This is a genomic window from Thalassobaculum litoreum DSM 18839 (assembly GCF_900102465.1).
Classification (GTDB): Bacteria; Pseudomonadota; Alphaproteobacteria; order Thalassobaculales; family Thalassobaculaceae; genus Thalassobaculum; species Thalassobaculum litoreum.
The window spans coordinates 154403-172472 of sequence record NZ_FNBW01000010.1 but is presented as its reverse complement, the minus strand read 5'-3'; the positions used below and the strand labels follow the sequence as shown (position 1 = coordinate 172472).

The window sequence follows — 18070 nt, the reverse complement described above, 5'->3', positions numbered from 1 at the left end:
GTCAGCAGCTTATCAGCGGTCCCGATCCGGTCCAATTCCCTGCCGCCCGATTCCTTGCCGCAGACCCGGTTCGAGTTTCGGGGCGATATGCCCACTCGAGTCGAAGCTCGGTGGCCCGTCGCTCCCGTCGGCCTCCGGCGCCGGCCCCATCAGACCGAGGGCGCGCAGATTGTCGAGCGTCGTCTCGGACAGTTCAAGATTCTTGCGCCGCGACACCAGCATGCAATGGCGCACGAGGCCCTCGAAATCGTCGATCGAACTCTCCACCGGCAGCTTCTTGCCGTTGCCGGTCAGCTTCAGCTCCATCCAGCCGGCGTTCTTGTCGCGGCGGGTCGAGAAGTAGCGCAGGCCCATGGAGTCCAGGTCTGCCCAGGGAATGTCGATTTCGAGCGGCCCGGTGCGGCGGATCCCGTCGGCATCGACCTCGACCGCTTGAGCGGTGCGCAGCCAGGTACGGACCACATAGACACCGAACAGGGTCGCCAGGGCGCCGAAGATCACGGTCATGGTCGTCGCCATCGGCGTGACGACCAGCGGCAGGCCGGTCACGAGCAGGCCAAGTCCGCCCCGTGCCATGTCCCAGACGATCGCGCCGCGCTCATAGCGGTGCACTGTCACAAGCGCCTCCGTTTCCCCGGTTCCACACCCACCCGGGCAAGCGCGTCGCCCGGGGAAAGCCACTGTACCGCGGGATGATCCGACAGCAGCCGCAGGATCGGCTGCCAGTCGGTCCATGCCCCCCGGTCGGTGACGCGGTGATGGGACAGGATTCCGACCGGTCCGTCCACCCCGTCGTGTTTAATAATTTCGGTCGCGAGGGTCGCGCCGGGCACCGGTTTTCCGGTGCCGCGCCAGTCGATCAGGTCCACATGGGCGTCGAGCCGCGGCACCGAGGCCGGCGGGGCAGGGCGCTTCGGCGAGGCGAAGGCGGACAGGGCCGCGATCCCGCCCGCGCCCAGTACCGGCAGCAGATCCTCGCCGATCCGGTTCCAGGGCGGCACGAAGCAGGCCAATGCCCGCTCGCCGCCGACCTGGCGAAGCCGCGCCCAGCCGCGGGCGATCTCGGCCAGCCTGTCGGCCAGCGGACGGGTCGTGCCGAACTCGCACTTCTTCTCTCCGGCGGGCGCGTGGTTGGTGTGGGCCCAGCCATGGACGAACAGGGCCGAGCCGGTGCCGTCCAGCGCCGCGACCGCCTCGGCTGTCAGGCCGCCGGGGATGGCAGCGAAGGCGGCGGCGATGCCGGCCTCGCCCAGGGCCTCCAGGCAGACGGACAGCGCGCCGGACGGTGTTTCCAGATCGTCGTCGCGCCACCACAGGGCCAGCGGCCGGTCCTGCTCGCCGCGCCGGTCCAGAAGGGCCGCCAGGGTGTCGCGTGCGCTCATCGCCGGGCGAGACGGTCCATGACATAGGCCGCCGTCTTGCGCGCGCCGTCCAGATCGACGCTCGGCACCGCGTCGCGCGACCGGCCGCGCGCCCGTTCCATCGCCGCCCCCAGGCTCTCGGCGGTCAGCGCGTCCTCGGCAACCACCTCGAGCGCGCCGACATCGGCCAGCAGGTCGGCGCGCAGCCGCTGCTCGGTCTCCACCCCGCCCTCATAGGGCACGACCACGGCGCGGGTCCGCGCCGCCAGCAGTTCCAGCAGGGTGTTGTAGCCGGCCTGGGAGACCGACAGGGCGGCACCCGCCATCAGTTCCGGCAGGTTCGGCACGCTGCGCTCGATTACCGCGTTGGTGGGAACGGCGGCCTCGATCCGGGCCAGGGCGGAGGACGGCATGTGGTGGCCGGTCACCAGCCGCCAGGGCCGGTCGGCCAGGGGCAGGTCCGGAATCATGCGCGCCACGGTCGGCATGAACCGGTCGCCCACCGCGCCGCCACCGGCCGAGACCAGCACCTCGCCCGTCGCCGCCGGATCGGCCTCGGGCACGGCGATGTCGTCGGCGTTGACCACATAGCCGGTGTAGTGCTGCTCCACCGTGATCTCGGCCGCCATGGGGAAGGTCCGGTCCAGCCGGATCAGCTCCGGGTCCGAGTGGATCAGGGCGGCGTCGTAATAGGCGTTCAGGGTATCGACGATCTCCTGGTTGCGGTCGCGCCGCGGCTTGGTCACCAGGATATCGCGCATGGAGGAGAAGGTCTGCGGGTGCCATTCGGCCTGCCGGGCGCGCTCCAGCAGCGGCAGCAGCTCGAAGCGCATCTGCCGGCGGCCGAAGGGGAACAGCTCGGTGATCAGCGCCGCCGGCCGCAGCTCCTCGAACAGGGCTAGCAACCGGTCGCGCCGGGCGTCGCGGAAGGCGTCGTCGATCGGCGTGTCGGTCTCGTCCAGCAGCACCTTGAAGTTGCCATCCTCGGTGCGGATCGGCGGCAGCTGCACCATCTTCGCCCCACCGAGCGGCAGATGCGGCACCGGCATGCCGCCGGACACGAAGGCGACATCTGCGCCGGCCGTCACCAGCGCGCGCGCCACCGCCGCCGCCCGGCGCAGATGGCCGATGCCGAGCAGGTTCTGGACATAGAGCATGACGGTCGGTCGGGTCATCGGTCGGCCTTCAGGGGCAGGTTGGGCTGGGTCAGGCGCGGCGTGCCGTCGGCGGCGAGGTCGAACAGATGCACCCGGTCCCAGAAAAGTTTCACCGGCGGCTTATCGACCATCGGCCAGCCGGTGGCCAGGGACAACAGGGCGCGGATGACGCCCTTATGGGTCACGATCCCGGTATCCCGGCCCTCTAGGGCGAGGCGGACGAGCAGGGGGGCGAGCCGGGCCTGCACGGCGCGCGGGCTCTCGCCCCCGGGCGGGGTGAAATCCAGGCCGCGCGCCTCGTTCGCCGCGGTGCCGTCCGGATCTTCGGCGCGGATCTCCGCAAGGCGGCGGCCTTCCCAGGCCCCGAAATCGAGTTCGATGGCGGCGGGCTCGATGGCGGCCTCGACGCCGATCAGCTCGGCGGTACGACGGGCGCGGATCAGCGGGCTGGTCAGCCAGCGGAAACCGGCGACCTCGGCCGGCAGGATCCAGCCGCGCACCTGCGCCGCGCCGTCCGGGGAGAGCGGCTGGTCGGCGCGGCCCTGCAGCCGCTTCTCGGCGTTCCAGGCGGTCGGGCCGTGGCGCAGCAACGCGAGCCGGGTCATCGGCGCGCCTCCACCAAGGTTCGCAGGGCGGCATCCAGGGCCGCGGCGGCGGCAGGCAGGCCGTGCTCGGCACGGGAGATCTCGGCCGCCTTGGCGCCCTGCGACCGGCGCCGGGCCGGGTCCGCGACCAGCGTCCTCACGGCTCCGGCGAACGCGTCGGCGTCGCCGACCGGGGCCAGCAGGCCGGTCGTCCCGTGGCGCACGATGGCCGACACGCCGCCGGTGTCGCCGGCCACCACCGGCAGCCCGGCCGCCTGCGCCTCCAGCAGGGCCATGCCGTAGGCCTCGTTCACCGCGGGCCAGACCAGCAGGTCCGCGGCCCCATACGCGGCGTCAAGCTCGGGCGCGTCGAGCGCGCCGCGCCAGGTGACACGGTCGGCGACCGAAGCCAGCGCCGCTTCCACCTCCGTCCGGGCCGGGCCGTCGCCGACCACGGTGAGGCGCCAGTCGCCGGGGACCTGCGCCAGGGCGGTCCCCAGCACGCGGTAGGAGGCGAGCTTGTCGCCCGCCCGCATCATGCCGACCGCGAGGAGCGCCACCGGGCGATCGATGCCGTCCGCGCGCGCCGGCGGCGGGCCGTCGATCGCCAGGAAGGGGGGCAGGTCGAGATAGCGCGCTCCGGGCGACAGGCAGGGCTGGACCAGTGCCCGATCATGGGGGTTCAGGCCGACCGCCAGATCCGCCCGGGCCAGGGCGGCCAGGGTCGCCCGGTGCCCCTGGTCCCAGGGCCCGCCGGCGCGCTTGTGCGCCACCGAGGCCTCGGCGACCACATAGGGGATGCCCAGGCTCTCGGCGACCAGCGGGCCGATCAGGTCCGGCGCCTTGTAGTACAGGTGATAGGTGAACCAGAGGTCGGGGCGCGGCCGCCGCCCCTGCGACACCAGCCGCAGATAGCGCGCCGCCAGCCGGGTCCCCAGCTCGGCCAGCCGCGCCTGCCGGGTGACGTCGCCCTCGCCGTCGCGGCTGCGCAGGCGGGTGGCCAGATCGACCTCGTGGCCGGCACGGGTCAGGGCCGCCATCAGCAGGCGCGCGACCCGCCTGTCCCCGGAGGGAACGGCCGAATCCGGGGTCTTCAGAGGGGAATGGAAGGCGATCCTCACGCCGCGTCGGGCCGGCCCTCGGCCCGTGATGCGGCGTCGCCAAGGCCGAATTTGGCGGCGAGTCTGTCCAGCCCGGCATCGGCGGAGAACTCGGTCAGGACCCGCGCGCGGCCGGCCGCCGCCAGCCGAAGCCGGGCGGTCGGATCGCCGATCAGATCCTCGAGCGCCTTCGCCAGGGCCAGATGGTCGCCCGGCTTCACCAGCCGGCCGTTGACGCGGTCGTCGATCAGCTCGGGGATGGCGGAGACCGAGGTCGCCACCACCGGCAGGGTCATGAGCTGGGCTTCCATCAGCACGTTCGGCAGCCCGTCGCGGTCGCCGTCCGGGGCAATCTTGCTGGCGAGCACGAAGATGTCGGCCTCCGCCAGGGCGTCGATCACGCCGGAGCGGGACTGGGCGCCGCGCCATTCGATCCGGTCGGACAGGCCCATGATGTCGGCCGCCTGCTTCAGCCGACCGGCCAGAGCGCCGCCGCCGATATGCACGAAGCGCCAGTTCAGGTCGTTCGGCAGCACCCGCAGGGCGGCCAGCACGTCGTCATAGCCCTTCTTCTGCACCGCCCGGCCGATCGAGACGATGGTCACCGGGGCGTGCGGATCGCGGCCGTCGCGCTTGACCCGGCTGGCGGGCGGCGGAAAAGCGGAGGCGTCCAGCCCGTGATACAGCAGGCTGACCCGGTCGGGATCGGGTGCCAGAGCCGCCAGATGGCGGGCGCCGATCGCGGTGCAGGTCACCGCCCAGGCGGTATCGGCCAGCTTCTCCCGCTTCTCCCAGTCCTGAGTCGTCCAGATGTCCTTGGCATGGGCCGAGACCGACCAGGAAATCCCCCGCATCGTCGCCGCGTAGCGCGCGACCGAGGCCGGGGTGTGCAGGAAATGGGCGTAGAGATGGGTGATCGCCGGGTCGAGCTCGGCCGCCAGCACGCAGGCCTGGCCGAAGCGCCGGCCCCGGTTCGGGGTGGGGTCGCGCAACAGGTCGCGCAGCCAGGTGCGCAGGGCCCTGCCGTATCCGGGCAGCCGCCGGGCCGTCCGCCAGCCGCGCCAGACCCGGCCGAGATCGTCTCCCAGGTATTCCGGCAGATAGTCGACCGGCGCGGTGATCGCGTCATGCACCGGGTGGGTCGCCTTGTCGGTCGGATGGCGCAGGGAAATGATGCGGAAGCGCAGGCCGCGCTGCTGCAGCCCGAGGATCTCCTGGGCGATGAAGGTCTCCGACAGGCGCGGATAGCCCTTCACCACGATGCCGACCTGGCCACGGACGCCCGCGTGAGCGGTGGCTCCGTTCTCCGCGTTTCCGGTCACGGTCAGGCGGTCCGGCGTGCCGTAGCGGCCCGGCGCCGCTCGTCTATCCAGCGTTTGGTGAGCCGGCCGACCTGGTCGAGCCCGTTCAGCATGGCGACCGCCTTGGCCTGGGACGGGGTCTTCTGGCCCGGCAGCTGCCGCAGGGCGGCGGCCATCTGCATCGGATTTCGGTCGCCGTCATCCACCAGCATGCGCAGCAGGCCCAGCTCCTCGGCCCGGCGGGCGCGGATGTACTGCTCCAGCCGCGGCTCGGTCCGGGGCACGACGATCGACCGCTTGTCGAAGGACAGGATCTCGCAGAACGTGTTGTAGCCGCCCATGGCGACCATGCCGGCGCAGCGGGCCATCAGCGTCTCGATCCGGCTGTCGAAGGTGATCGCCTCGACCCGATCGAGCTTGCTCGCGCGCTCCATGAATTCGTGCTGCTGCTCCTGCGGCATGAAGGGACCGAGCACCAGCAGCGCCGGATAGGGAAGCTGCCGGTCCTCCTCGTAGGCGCGCAGCACCCAGTCCATCACCGGCTCGCCGTCACCGCCGCCGCCGGCGGTGACCAGGATGAACGGATCGTCGCCGAAGGGCAGGGCGGAGGACGGGCTCGGCGCCGGCGAGACCGAGCGACGCAGGTAACCGGTGTAGCGGGTCTTCAGCTTGATCTCGGCCGGGATGTCGAGCCCGTCATAGGGGTCGCAGACCTCCTTCACGCCGTAGACCCAGACCTCGTCATACAGGTCCTGCAGAGCGGGCAGCACCTTCTTGCGTTCCCATTCCTGCTCCAGCAGCTCCGGCTCGTCCATCACGTCGCGCATGCCGAGGATCAGGGGCGTGCCCCGCTCCTTCAGGAGCTCCAGCGTCTCCTTGACCTCGCCGCGCAGGCCGAGGGGCTCCTTGTCGACGATGAACAGGTCGGGATCGAACACCTCGGCGGTGTGGCGGATGATGGCGCTGCGCAGGGCCACCGTCTCCTCGATGTCCAGATGCAGGGACAGCGAGGTGTAGTCGCCGTTGCGCAGCTTGATGACGCCCGGAATGCGGACGAAGTCGACCCGGGTGCGGAAGTCGAAGCTGCCGATGATCGGCGAACCCGACAGGATCAGCACCGACAGGCCCGGATGATCCTCGACCAGCGCGTGGGCAATGGCGCGGCACCGGCGCAGGTGGCCGAGGCCCATCGTGTCGTGGCTGTACATGAGGACTCGGGCGGCCGGACGGTCCGCAAGCAGCTTGGCGGTCGCGGGGGCCTTGGTCTTCGTCATGGGTTCCCCGTCGCTGTCATCGCTGCCCGGAAATGTCGATATTCTGGCGGAGGCCGATGTCCGCCGCACTATGGCACATCGCGCCGGGCCGAGAAATGGTAACCTTTTGACGCAGCTTGGCGTTGCGCCGCTGGGCCTTCCGCAGCAAGATCGGCTCCGGGTGGCCCTGCGGTGGGTGGAGCGGTCGGCGGCCCGCGGCGGGACTGGCCCGCATCCGAGGTCGAGACGACAGGTCACCGGGGCGATGGAATCCACGATCTACCGGTTCATTCTGCGCTATTCCAAGCGGGAACAGATCATCCTGCTGGTGATGACGCTGATCTCGTTCCCCTTCCTCTACTACTCGCTCGACCTGCCGAAGCGGATCGTGAACGAGGCGCTCGGGGCCAAGGGCACCACCGATTTCCCCATCACGTTCCTCGGCATCGAGTTCCATCAGCTCGAATACCTCTGGACCCTGTCGGGGTTGTTCCTGGTGCTGGTGTTCATCAACGGCGGGTTCAAGTACTGGATCAACGTCTATCGCGGGCGCCTGGGCGAGCGGATGCTGCGCCGCCTGCGCTACGAGCTCTACACCCGCATCCTGCGCTTTCCGATCCCGCATTTCCGCCGGGTCAGCCAGGGCGAGATCATCCCGATGGTGACCCAGGAGGTGGAGCCCCTGGGCGGCTTCATCGGCGACTCGATCTCGCTGCCGGCGTTCCAGGGCGGGACCCTGATCACGATCCTGTTCTTCATGTTCATGCAGGACCCGATCCTCGGGGCGGCGGCGATCGCCCTGTCGCCGGTTCAGGCCTATGTCATTCCGAAGCTGCAGCGCCGGGTGAACGCGCTCGGCAAGCAGCGGGTGCGCACGGTCCGCGTGCTGTCGGACCGCATCGGAGAAACGATCTCCGGCGTGCAGGAGATCCACGCGAACAACATGGCGCGGCTGATGCTGGCGCGGTTCTCCGCCCAGCTCGGCGTGATCTACGACATCCGCTTCGAGATCTATCAGCGCAAGTTCGTCATCAAGTTCCTGAACAACTTCATCGCCCAGCTCACGCCGTTCTTCTTCTACGCCATCGGCGGCTATCTGGTGATCATGGGCGAGCTGTCGCTCGGCGCGCTGGTGGCCGTCCTGGCGGCCTACAAGGACCTGTCGGCCCCCTGGAAGGAATTGCTGAACTTCTATCAGCAGAAGGAGGACGCCCGGATCAAGTACGAGCAGGTGATCGACCAGTTCGACCTGCCGGAGATGATGGCGCAGGAGACCCTCATCGCCGAGCCGGAGGCACCGCAGCCGCTGGACGGCGAGTTGCGGGCGAACAACCTGGGTCTGATCGACGACGACGGCGAGGTCCAGTTCGAAGGCGTGGCGATGACCGTGCCGCCGGGCACCCACATGGCGCTGTTCGGCCCGGGCGGGGCCGGCAACGAGGCGCTGGCCATGACCATCGCGCGCCTGATGCATCCGACCAGCGGCCGCATCACCGTCGGTCAGGCCGATCTGCACGCCCTGCCGGAGGCGATCACCGGACGGCGCATGGGCTATGTGGGGCCGTCCACCTACGTCTTCAGCTCGACCATCCGCGAGAACCTGCTGCTCGGCGTGATGCACCGGCCGACCGGCGAGGCGCGCGACGATCCGGCGGTCCGCGCGGCCCTGGAAACCGCCGCCCAGGCGGCCAACTCCACCGACGATCCGGGCGGCCCCTGGGTCGATCCCGAGGCGGTGGGCGACGGCGAGGGCCTGGTCTCCCGGCTGGTCGAGGACCTCATGCTGGTCGAGCTGGACGACGACTGCTACGGCCTCGGCCTGCGCGGGACCATCGATCCCCAGGCCCGGCCGCAGATCGCCGAGCGGATCCTGGCGGCGCGCCGGTCCTTCGCCGAACGGCTCGCTGAGGATCCGGAGATGGTCGACCTGGTCGAGCCGTTCGCCGCCGACCGCTACAACACCAACGCCTCGCTGGCTGAGAACCTGCTGTTCGGCACGCCGGTCGGGCCGGCGTTCCAGCCGGACACCATCGCCGCCCATCCCTATGTACGCCGCACGCTGGCCAGCGTCGGGCTGACCGACGATCTGCTGAAGATGGGCCGGGACGTGGCCGCCACCATGGTCGAGCTGTTCGCCGACCTGCCGTCGGACCACGAGTTCTTCGGCCAGTTCAGCTTCATCTCACCCGACGATCTGCCGGAGTTCCAGGCGCTGCTGAACCGGGTCGAGCGGATCGGGCTGGAGAAGGTGTCGGAAGAGGATCGCGCCCGGCTGCTGTCGCTGCCGTTCAAGCTGATCCCGGCGCGTCATCGCCTGGGCATGCTCGACGACGGAATTCAGGCCCGGGTCCTGGAGGCCCGCGTCGCCTTCGCCCGTGACCTGCCGGAGGAGCTGCAGGGCTCCGTCGCGTTCTTCAGCGCCGATGCCTACAACGCCGCCGCCTCGCTGCAGGACAACATCCTGTTCGGCAAGATCGCCTACGGCCAGGCCGACAGCGTGGCCCGGGTGGGAACGGTGATCGGCTCGGTGCTGGACGATCTGGACCTGCGGCCGACGGTGATGGAGGTCGGCCTGGATTTCGAGGTCGGCATCGCCGGCGCCCGGCTGTCCTCGGTGCAGCGGCAGAAGATCGGCATCGCGCGAGCGATGCTACGCCGTCCGGACATCCTGGTGCTGAACGACGCCGTCGCCACCTTCGACGCCGCCGCCCAGCGCCGGCTCGTCGCCAACATCCTGCAGGCGATGTCCGGGCGCACGGTGATCTGGTCGACCCAGCGGCCGGATATCGCCCGCCTGTTCCCGGTGATCTCGGTGATGCGCGGCGGACGGCTGGCGGAGACCGGCGCGCCGGAGGATCTCGACCGGGAAGGCCGGGTGTTTCACGAAATTGCCGCGCGGAACTGAGGGGGTTTCACAATGGACGCGTCTTTCCCACCTCTGATAACGGCACCGGTCCATGAAGGAGGGTCGCCATGAGCCTCAACGAAGAGGTGGAACTGCTCCGCAAGATCCCGCTTTTCGCGAAGATCGAGCCGTCGAAGCTGAAGCTTCTGGCCTTCACCTCCGAGCGGCTCACCTACCAGAGCGGCCAGCGCCTGTTCCAGCAGGGCGATGTCGGCGATGCCGCCTACATCATCATCGACGGCGAGGCCTCGGTCCGGATCCGCACCGATGGCGGGGAGATCCAGGTGGCTGAGCTCGGCAAGGGCGACGTGGTCGGCGAGATCGCCATCCTGTGCGACGTGCCGCGCACCGCCTCGGTGGAGGCGACCGGGAAGCTGATCACCCTGCGGATCACCAAGGAGCTGTTCTTCCGCCTGATCAGCGAGTTCCCGCAGATCTCCATCGAGATCATGCGCGAACTGGCGGCCCGGCTCGAACGCACCAATGTCCAATTGCGCGAAGCGCTGAACCGGTGACCGGTAGCCAATCAGCACACTGGTCCAAGAGCGGACAGGCCCATGAGTAGACTCGACAGCATGATCCGGCGTCTGGAAGCCCAGCGTTCCACGCTCAACGATGCCGCCGCCCGGGTGCAAGGACGCAGCGGCATAGCGCTGGAGTTCGGGCTCGGCAACGGGCGGACCTACGATCATCTGCGCGCGATCCTGCCGGGCCGCGAGATCTACGTGTTCGACCGCCAGGTCGCCGCGCATCCCGACTGCATTCCCCCCGACGACCGGTTGTATCTGGGCGACCTGTTCGAGACCCTGCCGCGGGCCGCGGCCGATCTCGGCGGCACCGCGGTCCTGGCGCATCTGGATATCGGCACCGGCGACAAGGAGGAGAGCGTCGCCCTGTCGCGCCGCGCCGCGCCGATGGTGGCCGACCTGCTGGCGCCGGGCGGCGTGGTGGTCAGCGACCAGCCGCTGGACGGGGTGGATGCGTTCAGCCCGCTGCCGCTGCCGCCGGGCGTGAAGCCGGGGCGGATCTATCTGTACGAGCGGGTGTGAGCCAGGGCGGTCGTGTCGGAAAAGTTGCGGGGCCGGTACGAAGGAAATTCGGTACGTTAGTGCCTTGTCTTAGAAAATAATTTCTGACCGTCATCCCGGATCGTCCCGGGCTTGATCCGGGGTCCACCGGGATGACGAGAAAGGCGAAGTGGGAAACGCGGCTGTAGACCCGCCGCAGTCCTCTAAAGATCCAGGTCCACCACCACCGGTGCGTGGTCGGAGGCCTTCTCCCAGCCGCGGGCGTCGCGGATGACCTCGGCATGGCGGATGCCGCCGTCGAGGGGCGGAGTCACCCAGACATGGTCGAGACGCCGGCCCTTGTCCGCCGCCGACCAGTCTTTCGCCCGGTAGCTCCACCAGGAATACAGCCGTTCCTCCGGCGGAACGATCTTGCGTACCGCGTCGATCCAGCCGGCCGAGGCCTGGACCTTGTCCAGGGCCTCCACCTCCACCGGCGTGTGGCTGACGACGTTGAGCAGTTGCTTGTGCGACCAGACATCGGTCTCCAGCGGCGCGATGTTCAGGTCGCCCACCAGGATCATCGGGTGATCCGGGCTGCGCTCGGTGCCGAGCCACTGGGTCATCTCGGCCAGGAAGTCGAGCTTATGGGCGAACTTGTCGTTCACCGCCGGGTCCGGCACGTCGCCGCCGGCGGGAACGTAGAAGTTATGCACCTCCGGTCCGCCGTCGATCCGCGCCGCCACGTGCCGGGCGTCGGTGCGGCCGCAGAATTCGCGCGACACCGTCTCCTCGATCGGCAGGCGGGAGAGGATCGCGACCCCGTTATAGCCCTTCATGCCGGCGACGAGCTGGTGCGACCAGCCGGCCTCGGCCAGGGGACCGGTCGGGAACACGTCGACGAGCGCTTTGGTCTCCTGCAGGCAGAGCACGTCGGGCTGCATCTCCTGGAGAAGGCGCAGCACCAGCGGCAGGCGCAGACGGACGGAGTTGATGTTCCAGGTAACGATCCGCACCGGTCAGACCACCTTCACATGCAGGTCGCTCAGACCGTCCACATGGCCGTGCAGCTCGTCGCCGCGCTGAACCGCGTTCACCCCTTCCGGCGTGCCGGAGAAGATAAGGTCGCCCGGGGCCAGCATCACCAGGCCGGACAGGTAGCTGATGGTCTCCGGAATCGACCAGATCAGCGCCTTCAGGGTGGATTCCTGGCGGCGGGTGCCGTTGACGTCGAGCCAGATCGCCGCATCCTCGAGGATGCCGGTCTCCGTCACCGGGTGCAGGTCGGCGATCGGGGCGGAATGGTCGAAGCCCTTCGCCATGTCCCAGGGGCGGCCCATCTTCTTGGCCTCCGCCTGGATGTCGCGGCGGGTCATGTCGAGACCGACGCCATAGCCCCAGATTAGGCTGTTCGCCTCCTCCACGGGGATGTCGCGGCCGCCGCCGGACAGGGCGACCACCAGCTCGATCTCATGGTGCACGTCGGAGGTCATTGACGGATAGGGCATCGCCGCGCCGCCGGTGACCAGCGCGTCGGCCGGCTTCATGAAGAAGAACGGCGGTTCGCGATCCGGATCATGGCCCATCTCGCGGGCATGGGCGGCGTAGTTGCGACCGACGCAGAAGATGCGGCGCACCGGGAATCCCTGGTCACTGCCGGCCACCGGCACGGCCACGGTGCGCGGCGGGGTGATCACATATTCCATTGAAGCCAATTCCTTTTTCGTCTCGATATATCGCTCTTCGAGCGCCGGCCTCCGCGGGAGTTTCGACAGTGTCGTCGCCGCGCTCCGGAGCGGGAGGCGCTCGGTTGCGTGACTATGGCGGGCATCCCCCCGCCCGGTCCAGTCCCCATCGTGCGTCGGGCGCGTCGGTGCCCCGGCTGCGGTGCCGCAGTCTCCCGCCAGCCCGCCGGCCGGTCACGACCGTTTCGCTATCGAGACAGAATGGCGAGGGTCGCCAGGCCGGCTATTCGGCCGCCACATCGACGCCGGTGCGCGCGTCCTTGGCGGCGGCGCGGGCGGCCTTGCCGAACGCCTCGAAGATCGCCCGGTTGATCCCCTCCACCGGACGCGGCCACTCGGGATGCCACTGGACGGCGAGGGCGAAGGCGGGGGCGTCGGCGATGGAGATCGCCTCCACCACTCCGTCGGGCGCGCGGCCCTCCGCCACGACGCGGGGGCCGAGCCGCTCGATCGCCTGGCCGTGCAGCGAGTTCACCAGATGCGGGCCGGGACCGGCGATGGCGGCCAGCCGCCCGCCCGCGACCAGCTCCAGCGAATGGGCGGGGCGGTATTTCCAGTCGTAGGGCACGTCGCGGCGCATGCGGTGGTCGAGCCCGCCGGTCTTGGTATGGATCTCCTGGTGCAGGGTGCCGCCGAAGGCCACGTTCAGCTCCTGGGCGCCGCGGCAGACGCCGAGCAGCGGGATGCCGCGCGCCACGGCGGCCCGGGCGAGGTCCAGGGTGACGCCGTCGCGCGCCGGGTCGTGCTCGTCCGGGGTGGCGCTGTCGCCGCCGTCATAGCGCGCAGGCTCCACGTTGGACGGGCTGCCGGTGAGAAACACGCCGTCCAGCCGGTCGAGCAGGCTGTCGATCTCCACGCCGCCGGGCAGGGCCGGGATGATCACCGGGCAGACGCCCGCCACCTCGGACATGGCCGTGACATATTTCTCGCCGACCCGGTGACTGGCGTTGTGCTCCCCCATGATGCGGCAGGCGGTGACGCCGACGAGAGGCAGTCGGCCTGAAGACGTGCGGCGGCTCACGGAAACTCTCCTGACGGTCACGACAACGGCACGGACGCTTGGCCCGGCCCTCGCACCATGCCATATCCCGATGATGTTGGACATGTCGGACCCGCAGACGCTGACCATCGCCAAGGGCCTTGCCGTTGCCGCCTGGATCGGGCTGATCCTGACGGCCGAACGGGCGGCACCCGCCGTCGTGCGACGCGGCGGCTGGCCGCGGATCCTGCGCAATGCCGGGCTGTTCGCGGTGAATATCGGGCTGTCCCGGCTGGCTGTGATCCCGATCACCGTGCTCGCCACCTCGATGACCCTGGACTGGCGGCCGGCGTGGTGGGACGGCGGCTGGGCGTTGCTGGCCGATCTGCTGATCCTGGATCTGTGGATCTATTTCTGGCACCGGGCGAACCACGCGGTCCCGTTCCTGTGGCGGTTCCATGAGATCCATCATCTGGACGAGTTCCTCGACGCCAGCTCGGCGGTGCGGTTCCATGCCGGCGAGGTGCTGATGTCGGCGGCGGTGCGGGCGGTGGTGATCGTGCTGCTCGACATCCCGCTGGCCTCGGTGCTGGCGTTCGAGACCCTGGTGCTGGTGGCGTCCGTGTTCCAGCATTCCAACACCCGCCTGCCCGGATGGCTGGAGAAGGCCCTGTCGACGGTGATCGTTACGCCCTCGATCCATTGGGTGCATCATCACGCGGTGCGCCAGGACACGGATTCAAACTACGGGACCGCCCTGTCGGTCTGGGACCGGATCTTCGCCACCCTCAGCCCGACCCCGCGGACGCCGGAGATGGCGATCGGCGTGGAGCGGCTGCACGATACCGGCTTTCTCGCCCTGCTGGTCCGCCCCTTCAAGTCCCGGAGCGGGTCCGGATAGACCTGCGGGCCGCCCATCCGACGGGCCGAATTCTCACAAATGCCATCGGGTTGCTTCTATAGTGCGCGGGTGAGACACCGGTCTCAACACAATGGAGGTTTCAATGACCCGCTGGCTGTCCGCCGCCGCTCTCGTCCTGACCGCTCTCCTCTTCATGCCGGCCGGGGCTGAGGCCCAGACCGCCACGACCGGCGGCAGTTCCTCGTCGGAGACGTCATCCTCCTCCACCACATCGGGGGCGAAGACCTACAGCGAGCCGGAGGTCGTGTCCGCCGCCAAGGATCTGTTCGGGGAGACCACCGAAGGCCTGGCCAAGGTCATCGAGAAGGTGTTCGCCGACATGGGCGAGCCGAGCGCCTATATCGCCGGCAGCGAGTATTCCGGCGCCATCGTCGTCGGCCTGCGCTATGGCGAGGGCATGCTGAACAAGGCCGGCGGCGGGCAGAGCAAGGTGTTCTGGCAGGGTCCGTCCCTGGGCTTCGATTTGGGCGGCAACGCGTCCAAGGTGTTCGTGCTGGTCTACAACCTGGACTCGCCGGACCAGATCTACCGCCGCATCCCGGGCGTGGAGGGATCCTACTACTTCTTCGCCGGCGTCGGCGTGAACTACCAGTCCGACGGCGAGCTGACCCTGGCGCCGATCCGCACCGGCGTCGGCCTGCGCTCCGGCGTCAATATCGGCTACCTGCACTACGGCCGGGAGTTCTCCTGGTTCCCGTTCTGACGGACGGGGTGAGGGTAGGGCGCGCGGCGCCCTACTTGCCGTTGCCGCCTTCGGGGAACGGCTTGTCCTGCTTGGCCTCGATCACCCCGCGGCGCACCTCGCGGGTGCGGGTGAACAGGTCCTGCAGCTTGTCGCCCTCGCCCCAGCGGATGGCCCGTTGCAGGTAGCTCAGGTCCTCGCTGAACCGCTGCAGCATCTCCAGCACCGCCTCGCGGTTGTTTAGGAAGATGTCGCGCCACATGATCGGGCTGGAGCCGGCGATGCGGGTGAAGTCGCGGAAGCCGCCGGCGGAGAAGCGGATCACGTCCTGCTGCTCCTGGCCTTCCAGGTCGAAGGCGGTGCCGACGATGGTGTAGGCGATCAGATGCGGCAGGTGCGAGGTCACGGCCAGCACCTTGTCGTGATACTCGGCTTTCATCTCCTCAACGATGGCGCCGCATCGGGTCCACAGCTCGGTCACCCGGGCGACGGCCGCCCGGTCGGTGGTCTCGTCCGGGGTCAGGATCCAGTAACGGCCGACGAACAGGTCTGACGATCCGGCGTCGGGGCCCGATTTCTCGGTGCCGGCGATCGGATGGCCGGGCACGAAGGCGACGGTGTCCGGCATGTGCGGACCGGCGGCGGCGACCACCGCCCCCTTCACCGACCCCACATCGGTCACGATCGCCCCCGGCTTCAGGTGCGGGGCCATGGCCTTGGCGATCGCCCCGAAGGCGCCGAGAGGCGTGCAGAGAACGACGATGTCCGCCTCCGCCACTGCCTTGGACGGTGCCTCGAAATAGGCATCGGCCAGCTTCAGTTCCTTCGCCCGGGCCAGCGCCTCGGCCGACAGGTCGGCGACGACCACCCGGTCGACCGCGCCGTACTTGCGTACGGCACGGGCGACGGAGGAGCCGAGATTGCCGATCCCGACGACCGCTAGGGTCCCGAAGATCGGCTCTCCCTTGGCGGCGCCGTTGTCCGGGGATGCGGTCACGCGGGCACCCCGTTGAAGAAGTCGGCCAGACCCTGGACCAGGGCGCGGTTCTCGTCCTCCTGGCCGATCGAGACCCGGATGAAGTCGTGCTCGCCGTAGTCGGACATGCTGCGCACCATGATGCCGCGCTTGGCCAGGAACTCGCGCGCCTCGGCGGCGGTTCTGCCGGCCTCGGTCGGGAAGCGGGTGATGAAGAAGTTGGTGACCGACGGGTACGGCTCCAGGCCCAGCTTGCGGAACTCGTCCTGCAGCCAGGGCAGCCAGGCGCCGTTATGGGCCACCGACTTTTCCTGGAACTCCAGATCCTTCACCGCCGCGATGCCGGCGACCAGGGCCGGGGTGTTGACGCCGTAGGGCGGCTTCACCGCGTACAGGGTGGCGGCGATGTCGGCCGGGCAATAGGCCCAGCCCAGGCGCAGGCCGGCCATGCCGTACATCTTGGAGAAGGTGCGCAGCATGACCGTGTTGTCGGTCTCCTCCACCAGCTCGATGCCGGCGGTGTAGTCGTTGCGCTGGACGTATTCGGCATAGGCCGCGTCGAGCACCAGCAGCACCCGCGACGGCAGCTCGGCGCGCAGGCGGCGCACCTCCTCGGTCGGCACGTGGGTGCCGGTCGGGTTGTTCGGGTTGGCCAGGAAGACGATCTTGGTGCGCTCGGTCACCCGCGCCAGGATCGCGTCGACGCTGGCGGTGAACCCGTCATCCGGCGCCGAGACCGGCACGCCGCCGGCGATCTTGGTCGCCATCGGGAACAGCAGGAAGCCGTACTGGGTGTGGATCACCTCGTCGCCCGGCTCAAGATAGGCCTGGGTCAGCACCTGGATCAGCTCGTCGGAGCCGCAGCCCAGGATGATGCGCGACGGGTCGATCCCGTGCCGCTCGCCGATCGCCTCGGCCAGGCCGGAGGCGGCGACGGCGGGATAAGTGTGGATCTTCGACGCGATGCCGGCCAGGGCCTCCATCGCCTTCGGCGACGGGCCGAGCGCCCCTTCGTTCAGGTTCAGGCGGATGATCCGCTGCAGGCTCTTGGGATAGCTGGTCGGCTTGTAGGCGGCGAGATCGGAAATCGACGATTTAGGGGCCACGCTGGGCATCGGACAGTCCTCGGACGGAAGAATGGGGTCAGGTGCTCGTCTTCGAGCGGGAGGTCTCGGGCCGGGCGTAGGCGCCGATCAGCGCCGCGCCGGCCGGAATATGCCCGGCCTCCAGATAGCCGTCGGCGGCGATCAGCGACCAATGGGCCCCTTCGATCTCCGCTGTGTCCAGCGCGCTCTCGGCGGTGCCGCGCACGGCATAGAGCGTCACGTCGTCGCCCGACGGGTCGGGACCCTGCGGAGCCACGCCATAGGCGGGCACGCCGCCCTCCCCGAAAAGCGGAAGCCGCGCGATGACGCACGGCTTCTGGGTGGAGGTATCCTGTTGCGATGCCGAAACGAGCTGCGGCCACCAGCGCCAGCGGGAATCCGCCACGTCCGGCAGCACGGCCAGGGTCGCGCGTCCGTCGACCGCCGCGGCGATCGCCGCCTCGGCGCTCTCCACCGTCTCGAGCCGCGTCGCCGCGCCGCCGCGGTCGCGCGCGAGGTCGAGGCAGGCCTCCGCCCCCTGCGGCGCGTAGACGACGGTCAGCGGATCGACCTGGCGCGCCAGGTTGGCGCCGAGGATCTCGCGCCAGATGCGCTCCAGGGTCGCGGTCGGCAGGTCGGCGCTGGCGGCGGAGCAGAGCCGGCGCAGGATCGCCGCCTCGCGGCCCGGACGCAGATAGGGACCCGACGCGTCGCCCTTGGCCGCGGCCACGCGCCGACCGATCGCGACCCGGCTTTCGAGCAGCCCGAGCAGCGCGTCGTCGATGCGGTCGATCTCGGCCCGAAGCTGGGCCAGCGAGGGCGCGACATCCGCCATGCGGTACTTCCTGGAGAGGTCGGTCACAAGGAAACCGGCAAGACCTATCGGAGCAGGCGGATTAAGGCAAGCCGCCACGGACCGGTGCCGGTGTCGAAAGCGCGGCATCGGGCCGGCCGGGCGAACTTTCGCTTGATCGGGTTTCCACGGCTCGGCCAAGGTTCGCGGCAAAATTCGC

The 18070-nt window shown here is 69.5% G+C and carries 18 protein-coding genes; 5 read left to right on the top strand and 13 right to left on the bottom strand.

Going from position 1 to position 18070, the window contains the following annotated elements; genetic code table 11:
- Window positions 1-12: 12 nt before the first annotated feature.
- Genes BLS34_RS16920 through BLS34_RS16890 form a run of 7 tightly spaced genes read right to left on the bottom strand, consistent with a single transcriptional unit; the run spans window position 13 to window position 6777 of the window.
- Window positions 13-618 carry a hypothetical protein gene (locus BLS34_RS16920; protein ID WP_139189369.1) on the bottom strand — a complete coding sequence of 202 codons (606 nt, stop codon included), beginning with the start codon at window positions 616-618 and terminating at the stop codon, window positions 13-15.
- Window positions 615-1382 carry a polysaccharide deacetylase family protein gene (locus tag BLS34_RS16915; RefSeq protein WP_093152072.1) on the bottom strand — a complete coding sequence of 256 codons (768 nt, stop codon included), beginning with the start codon at window positions 1380-1382 and terminating at the stop codon, window positions 615-617. The genes BLS34_RS16920 and BLS34_RS16915 overlap by 4 nt, the downstream gene beginning before the upstream one ends.
- Complete coding sequence (locus BLS34_RS16910; protein WP_093152070.1) at window positions 1379-2536, bottom strand: glycosyltransferase family protein; 1158 nt, start codon at window positions 2534-2536, stop codon at window positions 1379-1381. The genes BLS34_RS16915 and BLS34_RS16910 overlap by 4 nt, the downstream gene beginning before the upstream one ends.
- Window positions 2533-3123 (bottom strand): histidine phosphatase family protein, encoded by a 591-nt coding sequence (locus BLS34_RS16905; RefSeq protein ID WP_093152067.1) that lies wholly within the window; start codon window positions 3121-3123, stop codon window positions 2533-2535. The genes BLS34_RS16910 and BLS34_RS16905 overlap by 4 nt, the downstream gene beginning before the upstream one ends.
- Window positions 3120-4223 carry a glycosyltransferase family 4 protein gene (locus BLS34_RS26680; protein ID WP_215906137.1) on the bottom strand — a complete coding sequence of 368 codons (1104 nt, stop codon included), beginning with the start codon at window positions 4221-4223 and terminating at the stop codon, window positions 3120-3122. The genes BLS34_RS16905 and BLS34_RS26680 overlap by 4 nt, the downstream gene beginning before the upstream one ends.
- The gene (locus BLS34_RS16895; protein WP_215906136.1) at window positions 4220-5524 is read right to left on the bottom strand and encodes a glycosyltransferase family 4 protein; all 1305 of its coding nucleotides are present in this window, start codon (window positions 5522-5524) and stop codon (window positions 4220-4222) included. Before BLS34_RS16895 ends, BLS34_RS26680 begins: the two co-directional genes overlap by 4 nt.
- Before the next feature lie 2 nt (window positions 5525-5526).
- Window positions 5527-6777, bottom strand: coding sequence for a glycosyltransferase family protein (locus BLS34_RS16890; RefSeq protein WP_215906135.1), 1251 nt, complete (start codon window positions 6775-6777; stop codon window positions 5527-5529).
- A 244-nt stretch (window positions 6778-7021) separates the two neighbouring features.
- Here BLS34_RS16890 and BLS34_RS16885 point away from each other — a divergent pair, with 244 nt between their 5' ends.
- From BLS34_RS16885 to BLS34_RS16875, 3 genes are all read left to right on the top strand, one after another.
- Window positions 7022-9661, top strand: coding sequence for an ABC transporter transmembrane domain-containing protein (locus BLS34_RS16885; protein ID WP_093152065.1), 2640 nt, complete (start codon window positions 7022-7024; stop codon window positions 9659-9661).
- Window positions 9662-9729: 68 nt separating this feature from the next.
- Entirely contained in the window at window positions 9730-10176 is a 447-nt protein-coding gene (locus tag BLS34_RS16880; RefSeq protein WP_028796053.1) for a cyclic nucleotide-binding domain-containing protein, read from the top strand.
- A 42-nt stretch (window positions 10177-10218) separates the two neighbouring features.
- A complete protein-coding gene (locus tag BLS34_RS16875) occupies window positions 10219-10710 on the top strand; it encodes a class I SAM-dependent methyltransferase (protein WP_028796052.1) in 492 nt (163 codons plus the stop codon).
- A 182-nt stretch (window positions 10711-10892) separates the two neighbouring features.
- Here the strand turns inward: BLS34_RS16875 and xth are convergent, their stop codons facing one another.
- From xth to BLS34_RS16860, 3 genes are all read right to left on the bottom strand, one after another.
- The gene (gene xth / locus BLS34_RS16870; protein WP_028796051.1) at window positions 10893-11684 is read right to left on the bottom strand and encodes an exodeoxyribonuclease III; all 792 of its coding nucleotides are present in this window, start codon (window positions 11682-11684) and stop codon (window positions 10893-10895) included.
- Window positions 11685-11687: 3 nt separating this feature from the next.
- Window positions 11688-12374 carry a fumarylacetoacetate hydrolase family protein gene (locus BLS34_RS16865; protein ID WP_028796050.1) on the bottom strand — a complete coding sequence of 229 codons (687 nt, stop codon included), beginning with the start codon at window positions 12372-12374 and terminating at the stop codon, window positions 11688-11690.
- A 262-nt stretch (window positions 12375-12636) separates the two neighbouring features.
- Window positions 12637-13434 (bottom strand): gamma-glutamyl-gamma-aminobutyrate hydrolase family protein, encoded by a 798-nt coding sequence (locus BLS34_RS16860; RefSeq protein WP_028796049.1) that lies wholly within the window; start codon window positions 13432-13434, stop codon window positions 12637-12639.
- 82 nt (window positions 13435-13516) lie between these two features.
- Between BLS34_RS16860 and BLS34_RS16855 the strand changes: the two genes are divergently transcribed.
- Window positions 13517-14293 (top strand): sterol desaturase family protein, encoded by a 777-nt coding sequence (locus BLS34_RS16855; RefSeq protein ID WP_215906134.1) that lies wholly within the window; start codon window positions 13517-13519, stop codon window positions 14291-14293.
- A 103-nt stretch (window positions 14294-14396) separates the two neighbouring features.
- Window positions 14397-15017 carry a DUF1134 domain-containing protein gene (locus tag BLS34_RS16850; protein WP_215906133.1) on the top strand — a complete coding sequence of 207 codons (621 nt, stop codon included), beginning with the start codon at window positions 14397-14399 and terminating at the stop codon, window positions 15015-15017.
- A gap of 31 nt (window positions 15018-15048) precedes the next feature.
- Here BLS34_RS16850 and BLS34_RS16845 read toward each other — a convergent pair whose 3' ends face one another.
- From BLS34_RS16845 to BLS34_RS16835, 3 genes are read right to left on the bottom strand one after another with little or no spacing between them, the layout of a single operon-like run.
- Window positions 15049-15993 carry a prephenate/arogenate dehydrogenase family protein gene (locus BLS34_RS16845; RefSeq protein WP_093152059.1) on the bottom strand — a complete coding sequence of 315 codons (945 nt, stop codon included), beginning with the start codon at window positions 15991-15993 and terminating at the stop codon, window positions 15049-15051.
- Window positions 15990-17087: a histidinol-phosphate transaminase gene (gene hisC, locus BLS34_RS16840; protein WP_093152057.1), complete on the bottom strand. Its 1098-nt coding sequence runs from the start codon at window positions 17085-17087 to the stop codon at window positions 15990-15992. Before hisC ends, BLS34_RS16845 begins: the two co-directional genes overlap by 4 nt.
- A 28-nt stretch (window positions 17088-17115) precedes the next feature.
- On the bottom strand, window positions 17116-17892 hold the full coding sequence (locus tag BLS34_RS16835; protein ID WP_175474260.1) for a chorismate mutase: 777 nt from the start codon (window positions 17890-17892) through the stop codon (window positions 17116-17118).
- Between the last annotated feature and the right edge of the window lie 178 nt (window positions 17893-18070).